Origin of the sequence: Dyadobacter crusticola DSM 16708 (genome assembly GCF_000701505.1) — a bacterium.
Taxonomy (GTDB): Bacteria; Bacteroidota; Bacteroidia; order Cytophagales; family Spirosomataceae; genus Dyadobacter; species Dyadobacter crusticola.
The window spans coordinates 420,902-432,867 of the sequence record NZ_KL370786.1; the positions used below are offsets into that span (position 1 = coordinate 420,902).

At 50.0% G+C, this 11,966-nt stretch carries 7 protein-coding genes; 1 reads left to right on the plus strand and 6 read right to left on the minus strand.

Translation table 11 applies throughout. The features are described 5' to 3' along the window. Window positions 1–7: 7 nt before the first annotated feature. The 6 genes from Q369_RS0123795 to Q369_RS0123820 all read right to left on the minus strand — a co-directional run bounded on the left by Q369_RS0123795 (window position 8) and on the right by Q369_RS0123820 (window position 10,592). Window positions 8–3,235 (minus strand): DUF5107 domain-containing protein, encoded by a 3,228-nt coding sequence (locus Q369_RS0123795; protein ID WP_051664248.1) that lies wholly within the window; start codon window positions 3,233–3,235, stop codon window positions 8–10. Between the two features lie 61 nt (window positions 3,236–3,296). Beyond that, a complete protein-coding gene (locus tag Q369_RS0123800; protein ID WP_031530227.1) occupies window positions 3,297–5,201 on the minus strand; it encodes a glycoside hydrolase domain-containing protein in 1,905 nt (634 codons plus the stop codon). 28 nt (window positions 5,202–5,229) lie between these two features. Continuing rightward, the gene (locus Q369_RS0123805) at window positions 5,230–6,426 is read right to left on the minus strand and encodes a hypothetical protein (protein ID WP_031530228.1); all 1,197 of its coding nucleotides are present in this window, start codon (window positions 6,424–6,426) and stop codon (window positions 5,230–5,232) included. Continuing rightward, on the minus strand, window positions 6,423–7,637 hold the full coding sequence (locus Q369_RS0123810; RefSeq protein ID WP_031530229.1) for a hypothetical protein: 1,215 nt from the start codon (window positions 7,635–7,637) through the stop codon (window positions 6,423–6,425). Before Q369_RS0123810 ends, Q369_RS0123805 begins: the two co-directional genes overlap by 4 nt. A 101-nt stretch (window positions 7,638–7,738) precedes the next feature. Further along, window positions 7,739–8,623 carry an EamA family transporter gene (locus Q369_RS0123815; RefSeq protein ID WP_031530230.1) on the minus strand — a complete coding sequence of 295 codons (885 nt, stop codon included), beginning with the start codon at window positions 8,621–8,623 and terminating at the stop codon, window positions 7,739–7,741. Next, entirely contained in the window at window positions 8,613–10,592 is a 1,980-nt protein-coding gene (locus tag Q369_RS0123820) for a S9 family peptidase (protein WP_031530231.1), read from the minus strand. The genes Q369_RS0123815 and Q369_RS0123820 overlap by 11 nt, the downstream gene beginning before the upstream one ends. Before the next feature lie 225 nt (window positions 10,593–10,817). Between Q369_RS0123820 and Q369_RS0123830 the strand changes: the two genes are divergently transcribed. Continuing rightward, window positions 10,818–11,963, plus strand: coding sequence for an SIS domain-containing protein (locus tag Q369_RS0123830; protein WP_031530232.1), 1,146 nt, complete (start codon window positions 10,818–10,820; stop codon window positions 11,961–11,963). Window positions 11,964–11,966 lie beyond the last annotated feature (3 nt).

Sequence of the window (11,966 nt, forward strand, 5' to 3'; positions counted from 1 at the left end):
TGCGCGATTAATCCTTCTTTTTGCCAATTTCGCCCAGTTCGAGTGCCCGGAAAAACAAGGTAGTCAGGTTATACTTTTTGTCTGCTATCAAATCCTGTCTGAGCTTTTCAGCGCGGGCAGTATCGTCCTGTATTTTTGCCAAAATCCATTGTACCTGCGGCGCATCCGATCCTTCTGTAATCTCCCACTTGCGCAGGGAATCCTGCTCTGCTTTCCAGTTTTCGATAAATTTTGAAGCGGGTTCCTGCTTGCCTGCGTCGCGCAGTAACTTCACGCCCAGGTAATTGCCGAGCACATTGCGGTTGCTTTCTTTGCTGGCATGAAGGGTGTAGTCGGTGATATGTTGTACGTATAGATCTGCTTTTTGCGAATGGCCGAGCTGTTTTTCGCAGTAAGCCGCCAGGTAGTCCATCAGGCGGTTATCGGGCTCGTGGGGTTTGCCTGTACCCAGATTTTCCGGCCACAAGCGGGCTTTTTCAAGTGCTTTTAAGGCGTCATTGTACTTTTTGTTTTCCGCCAAGGAAAGAGCACTGGCCAGATTAGCGACCACAAATACATTATGTCCCTCGCGCGCACCTTCCTGCGGCAGGATTTGAATCTTATCGAGCACTTGCAGGCAGGCCGTAAACTTGCCGGCGTCCAGCAGCGATTTGGCATAATCTATTCCGATCACCGGATTTTCGGGAAACTGTTTATAGGCAGTCTGCGCATTTGAAAGCGCTTTTTCCTGCATTTTTTGGTTGTTAAAAAACGCAGTCAGGTAGTGCCAGGTGCGCCATTCTTTGGGGTTCAAGTGATGAGCTTTTACAAAATCCGCCTGGGCACTGCCGCCTGCATTGTTTTGGAAGAGAATACCTCTTGCTATATAAAAAGGCGCAAAATCCGGCTCGTTTTCACAGCTCGCAAATTGTTTCCTCGCATTTTCTTTGTCTGCAATGTGCCAGTAAATCAGCCCCAGATAGTAGCGGTTTTTCCAGGAAGGCTGCTGCTTTTCAGCCCAGAGCAACACCGGAATCGTTTCCAGCCGGAAAGGAAAAACCAGCTCGGGCGACATTCCAATCGCATTCTGCAAATGCTTTCTACTCTCTGCCGGAGCCAAATCCCGGTTCAGATAGGCCAGCCAGTAAGAAACAGTAGGGTAGGCGGGAGCCAGTGCCAGGACCCTGATCGCATCGCGACTCAGTCCCTGATTCACATACTCCATCGCCAGTTCCAGGTAAGTTTCATGCGGCAGCTCGTTGCGGATCGCATCTTGGAAAATGGCTTGATTCTCTTTGGTCGGATTTAGCAAATACTGCTCGAAACGCGCATAATGACTTAGTGGGTCGATTTCCAGCAGGTCTTTCCAAACTTTTGCAGCCTCCGCAGGCTTATTCAACTTTCTCAGCGCCGTACCCAGCCACTGGTAGGCCGACAAGTTATTTTGGTTGTAAGTCAATGCTTTCCGCGCATCGGATTCGGCTTTTTCAAAATCCTGTTTCTGCAATGCAATGCCTGCCAGCTGCGCGTAAGCGCCGGATTTGTATTCCATTGTCCAGGTCGCCACCGACAATGCTTCTTCTGCTTTCGTCAGATCGCCCAGTTTGCGGTAAAGTGCGCCGTACAGGTAATTGGCGCCACCGTGGTAGGTATTTTCGGCTAGCACTTTCCTGGCAAAATCCAGCCCCGCTGCATATTCTCCTTTGCGATAACCATACTCCGCCAGCCTGACCAGCGCGCCGCTGTGGGTAGGTTCTTTTTCCAGAACAGCCAGGTAACGCAGGCGCGCGCCTTCAAAATTACGCATGGCGTTTTCATCTTCTCCCAGCTCAAAAAGCCGCTCTGCTGAATGCGGATCTTGTTTGTCGGCCGAAAGAACAGGGCGGTCCAAAACTTTTTCGGGTTCCGAGGAATACACGAGGCGATCCTTGCCAATGCTGACGCGCAGCTGCTTTTGAGATTTTGCGAGAGGTATCGTTTTGACATACACCTCCATGGGTTTGAGTTGGAGCAGAGCTTGATAAACAGCCTGGCCACCGACCGTCACTTTCAGCGTATCCTGAATCGGGGAAATCGGGTTAATGATGATTTTGACACTATCACCGCCCGCCGCCACATTGAGCGTGCCGTAAGGTGAAGCATCCACCATTCCGCCGGCCCCTTTGACGGGAAACCAGTACTCGGTTTTGGTTTCGGAATAAAATGGCCCCAAATTTTTCTGGTTAAACGGACTGTGAAACCCGCTTCGCTCGGCAGCCTGGTTGAATGTCACACCAGACTGTGCCTCAATGTATTGCCCATCCGTATCCGTGAGCAGATCTTCCCAGATCGCCCCTTCTCTGGCACGCGACCAGATCCATAGTTTCTTGCCCGGTGCGTCGGAATAAGGCGACCAATGTCCGAACCCAAAGTTTTTGTTACGCCAATACCCGCCAAACCAGCTGGTATGCGTGCCCATGACGTGGTAAGACTTATCCCCGCCCGAATTAACGTTTTTGTAATAAGATAAATCCACGCCGTTTTCATCGATCGGCCAGGGGCTCGCCAGTCCGTCGTGGCCCACGTGGTGCGTGCCCGGAAAGAAAAACTGCATATCCTCCGAGGCGCGAAAAGCCGCATTCTCCCACGAGAGATACGAATCGTGCAGCGGCAGAGGGTTATACCAAAGGCTTTGCGTTTCGAAATAAGCTTTGTCTTTTGGTAGTACGATTTTCACGCGCCACTGCGTGCGGGAAGCCAGATCAATGCCGCCGACCACGCAGGTTACACTACCATCGGGATTGTTGAGCGTAACATAATCCACGGGGGCGGCCGCCCAGGGCGCGTGGCCCAGATCAAGGCCGAAATTATGCTCAATGCCGCCGCTGGTCCACGGTCCGCGGATGCCGATCGACCGGAATTTCATGACGTGGTTGGTGTATACAAATTCCTCGCCGGTCGATTTTTCAATGGCACCCAGTACTTTCCCCCCAAGCTCAGGCAGCACCTGCACTTTAATGTAAGGGTTTTCCAGTTCGACTACCTTCCAGTTTTGGGTCTTGCTTTTATTGGTATAGCCATCAAAAACATAATACGGATAAAAAGGCAAAACCTTTTTGCTGATCCCCATTACCGGCAGCGGGTTTGGGTCAGAAAAAGGATAGGTTTTAAACGCCTGCGCCCGCTCTGTCACGCTGGCTTTTTGCGCTTTTAATGCAGGAGAAACCGCCAGGAATGCCAGCATAACACGCGCTATGCTGGCACTTGAAGGCAACATTGAAAAATGGAAGAGGGCAGGCACGGAGAAATTATGAAAGGTTTAGAAATAGACGCTAATGTTATTTTTTGCCTCTGGAAATGAGCTCCCCCAATTCCATGCGCACTTTATGCCATTGTTCCTGGTCATAACTCCAGACATCCAGGTTCCCAATGGACTTTTCTCCAAAAGGTTCTTTAATAAGCTGATCCACAAGTGCATCTGCACGTTTGGTATTGCCGTCGAGCTTGGCTAGCAGGCGCAGATATTCATACTCCTGCACGCCGTCACGCATGGTTTTCAGCCGGATAGACGGGCATGGTTCGGAGACATTGGGCACCATGCCGGGCTTGTAAATGACCGAGCCGTTTCCATTGAATGTCCGGTAGGTAAATTCCGCGTCGGCCTCGGAGGCTTCCTTGTAAAAGTCCTTCCAGGATTCGGGGTCGTACCAGCCTCTTTCCCAGCCTGCACCCACGCCCCAGCTGATCCAGGAGAAGGTTTTGTATTTCCAGCAGGCCCAGCTGATCGCCCGGTCATTGATCAAAGGCAAGTCAATAAATGTCGAGCTTCCTACCCAGCTGTTGAGCTTTGCTTCATAGAGCATCGGGCCATAAAGCCAGTCTTTAATGCCCATTTGCTGGTAATACTTGACGGTGTCAATGTTGTAGCCAATGGTATGAGAAGCCCAGTCAGTGACCGATTTGCCGATGACGTCCATAGCGTCTTTGGTGTAACCGCCGTCCACGCGAAACTTAGCCTCAGGATATTCTTTTTTGAACAAATTCCCATAAAACACCATCCGCGACCAGGCCTCGGGGAAGTAGGATTCGTCCAGACCATTCAGGTAAACCGTCAGCAGCGTTTTCTTTGGGTTTACCATTGGCAGCAAATGTTGGCGCACCTGGCGGATGCTGCTGAGATAAATCGCTTGGTTGGCTGCATTTCGCTCCACTTCGGGTTTGCCAATGTCCGGCCAGCCGGCAGTGCCGTGTTTTCCGTACACGTCGAATGGAAGCGCAAATGTTTCTAGCGGCTCGCCGTAACCCGGGCCGTCGGTGTAGCCTTGTTCTTTGGTGAATGCCTGGCCGGTCAGGTATTTTTTGAGTCGCTGGTCAAACTTGCCCCACTGGATTTCCACTTTGCCGTTTTTTACCTTCATTTCGGGATCATAAGTCGGGTCCATTAATGAAATGCGGTTCCTCTTGAAGAGCTGATACACGGCCAGTTCCTGCTTTTCATCCATCCGGCTCAGAAAGCCTTCGTGTTGCAGGCTGGCTTTGAAAATATTTTCATTCGGTAACTCAAAATCCCAGACCGTCAGCGTGACCGCGATCTGCTTTGTAACAGCGCCGATTTTGGCCGTAATCACACTTTGGTAAGTTCCGGGTTTGGCCTTTTGCGCGTCCAGCGGAATAAACTGGTCCACCCAGATGATCTGTGAGCGCTGGTTGGGAATGCGGTTATTGAAGTCGGGCAAGGTGAAGGGATACACCCAGCGCCCGTGCACCTTTGCCGAATCGGTTTGAAGGAATTTGAAGGGGATCAATGCATCCGGATACCAGCCTTTGCCCAGCGTAGATTTCGGGTAGCCTGTGCTGGTACTCAGCACATTCACCGACCATTCCAGGAAAAGCTCAGGTTTGACAGCCAGCTCCGTGCTCCCATTTTTAAAAGGCGCCATTTCTAGCTGAATGCCGGTCAGTTCCGCATCGGATTCGTTGGTCAAAACCAGCTGAAAGGAAACATATTCGCCCCTTGCGCCGTGCAGGGAAACCTGTTTGCCGTCGTAAATCCAGTTTTTGTTGAGCAGATTACCCGTTTGCTTATTGGGAACGCCTTTGAAACGATGCTCGATAATCTCGTTACTTACAGGATCCAGCCGGACAGACGAAGGCAATGCACTTAATCGCCACGGATCGGCAGCGTAGGTTTTGAATGCGGTGATTGTCAGAAGACAGAGGATGATTTTTGTAAATCTTACCATGCGTGTTTAGGAATGTTGATCTAATGCTTTACTCCACTGGAAATACCATCAGCTGGCTCAATGCTTCATTTTCGCCTATTACCATGTATTTGCCGTCGCCCGAAGCAGCAAGCGTGCTTAACTGAAAGCCGCGCCAAAGAATGCCCTGTTCAATACCCGGCTCGACCATCTTGAACTCAGGATTACCTAAATCGACAAATCCAGCTCCTTTTTCATCATAATAAAACAAATGCGAATAACCCGGCGCGCCGCCAGCAAGACCGTACAATTTTCCATCGCGCCCGAAAGCCAATGCCTGCAAGCGCGGCATCATCGTCGGTTTTCCCAGATTTCTGATCTTCTTGGTAGCAGGATCCAGTACAAAGAGCTGACCGTCGCCTGCATTACCGCCGTAGAGCTTTCCATCGGGCGCTTTTGCCCAGGCTTCCACTTGTCCCAGTACTTCCCGTCCCCACACGGCCGGCAGCGGATTTTGCAGTAACTCAAAACTCTCTTTAGCAGGATCAAAAGCAAATACCCTGTTCCCCGCCGTGCTGCCGTAAACAATCCCTGCATTGTCCTGAATAAGCGCTTTGCACAGATAAACCTCCGGCCCCACGGCATATTCGTGCAGGTTGTTCAGCTCCTTTTCCTTGGGAGTGACATTGTCAAAAACCTGTGTTTTTTTGGTTGATATATTGTAGGTGAAAAACCGGCCGCTCGGGTAAGTAATGCCGTAGAGCTCAGTGCCTTGCTTGTTACCAAGAAGTGCGAAAATGCTCTCTCCCGGAACCGGCGTGCCCAGGTCTTTTACTTCGATCGTGCCGCCATTTCCAACGCCGATTTGTATCAAATGTCCGGACTGGTTTTTATTCGCCTGCACCATGGTTCCGGCATAAAGCTGATTGCCCGCACCTTTACAAAAGCCTGTCGCAATGCTTTTCTGGCCTGGAATGATTTCCTGCAGGTCCCTGGTAGTCAGTAATGTTTTCTTCGAAATGGAAGCGACGAAAAGATACGGGGATAACCCCTCATTGGCAGTAGTTCCGCCGAGGATGTAGTCGCCCTGCAGGTGCAGGGAGGTAATCGCATTCCGGTAGATCGGCAGTCGCTTTTCCGGGCTGTTTGGCAGCGATACTTCAATGGCGAATGCCTCTTTCGGCGTGAAAAAAGTGTACTGCGCCAGGAGCGGACCGGAACAGGTCAACAGCAGGGCAGGTAGTAGTATTTTGGTGAAATTTCTCATCTCCGGATCTCTTTTTCAGGATTAAACTGGATCATAAAAGGGCGGGTAGCATCGCCCACGCCGGAAGGATTGCGCCGGGCGGCGAAGTACAGATTTCCATCTTTATCCCTGATGTCTGAGCCGGTGGCCTCGGTGATTTCTGTAGTCGGATATTCGCGCACAATGGTCTTTTTGCCAGTTCCAGGGTCACATTCGACCAAAACGGTCTTGTCTTTCACCACGTAATTGCCATGACCGCCGATGATGTAATACAGCTTGCCGTTTTTTCCGACATTCAGATTTGGTACATAAGGTCCCCACGCAGCTTCTTTCCCCGTATCGATAACGCCTCCCAAGTCTTCTACTTTGCCAATTCCTTCTTTTTCAGGGTGAAATGCAACGAGTTTTGCTCCGTAAGTCACTAAGTAAATAATGCCTTTTGCTTCGTCTTTGGCGTAGGCTGTTACTCCGGTGATGATTTTTGAGCCAGGTGTGCCAGGAAACGCGGGCAGACTTTCGCGTGCAAAAACGAGTGAATCGCTGTCTTTCTCATACTTCACCAGGCGCTGCCGCCAATCCACATAATAGCAGTTGCCCCACCAGTCGGTGAACAGTACACGCGGGACATGGGAGCTTGCCAGGCGGCCGAGGTCGCGCATCTTATTTTTGGCAGGATTATAAACCAGGAAATGGGCTTGGGGGTAAGTAATGGCGTAAAGGGTTCCGGTTTTCGGGTCAATGTCAACGTCCTTGATGCTCTCGTACTGCATTCCTACGCCCAGATTTTTCAGGTTACTGGTTTTGGGGTCCCATTTCATGAAATAGCCGCCTGCATAGCCCTGCGGGTGTTCCATCAGGTATTCTTCACGTGATTCGCCGCCGTCGGTTGAAAAGTAAATGGAACCGTCAGGAGCAGCTACAATCTTGGAATGTATTTTACCCTGCCACTGATAGTCACGCAAATGCGCCATATCCCGGATAAACCCGTTCAGCTTCATTTCATTCTGAACCGGGTTAAAGGTGTACAGACCAATGTTGTTGGCATGATTGGTAACGCCGATGTGGACGGTGTTTAAAGCCGCATTGTAGCCGATCGAGCCCCAGGTGGAGTGAGCCTCCGGGAAGTCCGGGTATTCGATAAAGACGACGTTCTTATCGGAGACTGGTGATTTCTGCGCAAGCGCAGTCGCGGCGCACAGCAATAGCAGCCACAAGTGTAATGTGCGTTTCAAATTTTCGAGGTTTAGGAAGATGTTATTTTATAATGCCAATATACATAAACACATATAAATGCACAAATAAAACTTTCGAAACCTTTCTTTAATATTTCATTTTATCCCCGAACTTCCTCATAGCCCATTAGAAGAGCTGAAACAATGGCTAATGCAATGCCACCGACAATCACCGGATGCGGAATGGTTTGGTATAATGCCAGAGACAGCGTCACGGTAAGCACCGGCGAAAGTGCTGTGGTGATTGGAGCGATGATGATCGCTTTTCCGTAGCGAAAAGCGTAAACCAGGCAAAGCGCGCCAAATGCGTTGAGCGACTGCAACATGGCGGACAGATAAGGTCCTTTAAAGCCCCATTCGATCGGCTGGGAAAAATCGGTCAGATATAAAGCGAATGGAATCAGCATCACCGACGTCGCCATCATATAAAAATAAAGACTTTCGGCAGACATAATTTCATTTGCAAATCGCATAATGTAGCCCTGGGCGCCCCAGGCAAATAGCGGAATTGCGACCAGCAGCATCCAGGTATAGCCGCTCACCTGGGTCGCGCCGGCAGGTTGGTAGGAGAGCATAAAAATGGAAATCAATGCCAGTCCAACGCCAATCCATCCCATTTTGCCCGTTTTTTCATGTAGCAGTAAAACGGCCATCAAAATCGTCACGACCGGTGTCAGTGAAAGAAGCGGGAAAACCAGGTAAGCCGGTGCAATGCGCAAGGTGAAGAAAAGCACCAGCTGTCCGCCCGCGCCAAGCAACCCTGCCGCGCCGCCCCAGAGCATTGCTTTTTTGTTAAAATCCAGCTTCCAGCCTTTGATTTTCAATGCAGCCAGTGAGGCGGGTATCATCGTCAATGCCCAAACCACATAGCCCAGCGTCGCAGGAAAGCCATTTTTTTCAGGGATTTCAATTACAGCGCCCCATATGCCGATGAACAGCACATGAATGATTACATAGATCAGCCAACTGTTTGTCTTAATGCTCATTAGGAGTGGATTTTACATAAGTATCAAACCAGCGGATCATCCGCTCGCTCAGGTCGGCTTTGTTGCGCGGGCTTAACTCAGGCCGCCAGCCGTGACCCTCGCCTTTGTACTGCACGAGCTGTGTAGTGACCCCTTTCTTTTTCAGGGCAATGTACATTTCTTCGGCTTGTGTGAATGGAACTTCATTGTCGGTTTCGCCGTGCAAGATCAAAGTGGGCGTAGTCGCTTGTGCCACACTCCGCAGCGGCGACCATTTCCAAAGCAGATCAAAACGTTCATAAGCCCGGCCGCCGAATTCAGCTTCCATTAAAGAATGGTATAAAGAAGTCCCTGCAAAGCTGACTAGGTTACTTAACCCGCCATCGGTTACAGCTGCCTTAAAGCGGGAAGTTTGCGTGATGATCCAGTTGGTCATGTAGCCGCCGTAGCTCTGCCCGGTCACGCCCATTTGTTCTGCATTGAGCCAGGGGTTTTTGTCCAAAACATAATCAACACCAGCCATTAAATCCTGGTAATCACCACCGCCCCAATTGTTAAGCGTGCCATTTGAAAATGCCTGTCCGTAGCCGTGGCTGCCTCTTGGGTTGATGTAAACAACCGCATACCCGGCCTGCGACAGCAAATGCGTGCGCTCGTCAAAATCATAACCGAACATATTATGCGGACCGCCGTGAATGAGGAGAATGAGCGGGTATTGTTGTGTTTGGTCAAAATCAACGGGTGGCATCAGCCAGCCTTGTACCGGCGTGCCGTCGAAACTTTCAAACCAGAAGGTATCCGCTTTTTGTAATGTTTTATGTTGAAGCCACTCCTCGTTTTCGTGCGTGATTTGCTCGATGTGATTACCCCGGCTTTTGGTACTAAAGATCTCAGCAGGGTGATTGGTATCAGATTTCACAAACACCAGATCTTCGCCAGCTGCATCCAGGCAAAACTCATAAATGCAGCATTCGCCACCTGCAACCAGTTCAATTTCTTCTTTGTCAACGCTAACCCGATAAACCGATGTGTTACCACGGTCGCCCGCGGCGAAGTAGATATATTCTCCCGATGGATGCCAGCGGATGTGCTCAACCCGGCGGTCCAGGGTTTTGGTCAGGTATTTGAATGCTCCGCCATCTGCCGAAATCAATGCAATGTGCGTGTCCTCCGCCGGGCTGTCGTTGGTGCCGATCGCAGCTGATGTAGACAGGAATGCAATGTGCGCACCATCAGGCGACCAGGCTGGCTGGTAGCTCAATCCGGTATGTTCCGTGAGTTGCGTGATGGTTTTTGTAAAGATATCTACCTTCCATACATCGCTTTGCTGCACATCGTCGGGCTGCTCGCTGCGGTTGCTGATGAATGCAATATACCGGCTGTCTGGCGACCAGGTAATGGAATGTTCATGGTGCTGTCCCGGAGTAAGTACTACCGGTGCGCCTCCTGCTGTCGGGATTAGATAGATATGCGTATAAGCATGATCGGCATACACCGGTCTGCCGTGTCCGCCTTTGGATTTATAAAGTAAATCGTTGAAAATGCGGATTTCCTGTTCGTTTACCTGCGATTCGGTGATCTCTGCACTGAGGTAGGCGACGTACTGTCCATCCGGCGACCAGATGCAGTTCTTTTCTGCCAGGTGGTTTATAAAGTAAGAAGACTCTTGTCGCCGCACCAAAGGTCTGCTAGTCGCGGTTTGCAAAGTATAGATATGCAATTCTCCATCACCCGTTTCATACAACAGTTCGCTTCCGTCTGGCGACCAGCAATGCATACTGCCGTGACCGATACTTGATGTTGTGTTTTCCTTTGCCGATAAAAGGACCATCAGGTCTTGGCGGGCATTTGTCGCTATGTCAGCAACTGATATCTGATAGATAAGATCGCCATTTGCAGGAGACAACAGGGGAGTGCCTACTTTTCTGATTTTGCATAAATCATCTGTCACGAGTCCCCGTAGCGGGGTCTTCATTTCTTCGAGTATCATAAAGTGGGTTCAGGAGCGATTGTCTTGCAAGGTATGCCTTCATAAAGGCCGGTTGCAGTCTAAAACTACGCTAAAATTTTTCCGCAATATATAAGCAAGAATAAATAAAATAAAAGAAAGGTTTAAAAATACTTTTTACTTTCGTTTTATGATGTTTAATTTGAATTGCCATCACATCTAATACCAATTTATCCAAAATACCTTCTTCCTAATTACAGCGAGATAATGCATAAATATGAACCAAGTGAGCTCAAACTAAGCGGAGAAGCACACACCCGGAGAGAGATACTGTCGCAACCTGAGCTTTGGCAGCAGGTATATCATTTGATTAAAGACGAAAGCACAGCAATCGCTGGTTTTCTTGGGCCAATCCTGCAAAAGGAAAATCTGAGAATTTTGCTCACCGGTGCCGGGACTTCGGGTTTTATAGGCGAAGCAGCGCAGGGTACTTTACAAAAAACATGGCAGAGGCCGGTTCAGGCAGTGGCTACTACTGAGATCGTAACGCAGCCCGACTCCTTTTTTCTCCGTTCGGTACCCACATTGCTGATCTCGTTTGCGCGCTCAGGTAACAGTCCCGAAAGTGTGGAGGCTGTGCGGCTCGCGAATTTGTCTTGCGACGAAGTTTATCATTTGATTATTACCTGTAACGGCGAGGGGGCGCTGGCCAATATGGAAGCTGCCGCTGGCAAAATATACCGTCTGATCCTACCGGAAGCAACGAACGACAAGAGCCTCGCCATGACGAGCAGTTTTACGTGCATGCTGCTCAGTGTGCTGCTGGTTGCGCGGGTGGATTCACTTGATGCTGAATTTGAGAAGATAGAGCGCATTGCAGAACAAGGAGCAACTATCTTGGAGGAAGAATCTCTGCTGGAAGCATTGGTTATTAAAGGTTTCGAGCGGGTAGTGTTCCTGGGTTCGGGAGAGCTTTTTGGCGTCGCGAAAGAATGTCACTTAAAACTGCTTGAACTCACCGACGGGAAACAGGTAGTGATGTCTGATTCGTTTCTCGGCTTCCGGCACGGGCCGCGTGCTTTTGTAAATGGAAATACGTTGATGGTGTACCTTTTTTCCAGGAACCCGCACATTTTACGGTACGAACGCGATCTGGCTGAGGATATTGCGCGTGACAAAAGGGAGATTGCTTCCCTACAGATCGGTGGAGCGGATGAAGTAGCCTTGCCAAACAGCAGCAGAATTGAATTGAACATAGATCCTGACAACCTGTACCAAATGGTCGCTGCTACACTCGTTGGCCAGCTGCTGGGCTATTACAGCGCGGTGCACTCGGGTATTGATCCTGACAATCCTTCCATGTCCGGGTCGATCAGCAGGGTGGTGCAGGGAGTGAATATTTACACAGCATAAAAT

What these genes read in the sequence shown, in the direction of transcription:
- Q369_RS0123795 (WP_051664248.1), bottom strand. Translation starts at nt 3,235, where the DNA reads ATGTTGCCTTCAAGTGCCAGCATAGCGCGTGTTATGCTGGCATTCCTG.
- Q369_RS0123800 (WP_031530227.1), bottom strand. Translation starts at nt 5,201, where the DNA reads ATGGTAAGATTTACAAAAATCATCCTCTGTCTTCTGACAATCACCGCA.
- Q369_RS0123805 (WP_031530228.1), bottom strand. Translation starts at nt 6,426, where the DNA reads ATGAGAAATTTCACCAAAATACTACTACCTGCCCTGCTGTTGACCTGT.
- Q369_RS0123815 (WP_031530230.1), bottom strand. Translation starts at nt 8,623, where the DNA reads ATGAGCATTAAGACAAACAGTTGGCTGATCTATGTAATCATTCATGTG.
- Q369_RS0123820 (WP_031530231.1), bottom strand. Translation starts at nt 10,592, where the DNA reads ATGATACTCGAAGAAATGAAGACCCCGCTACGGGGACTCGTGACAGAT.
- Q369_RS0123830 (WP_031530232.1), top strand. Translation starts at nt 10,818, where the DNA reads ATGCATAAATATGAACCAAGTGAGCTCAAACTAAGCGGAGAAGCACAC.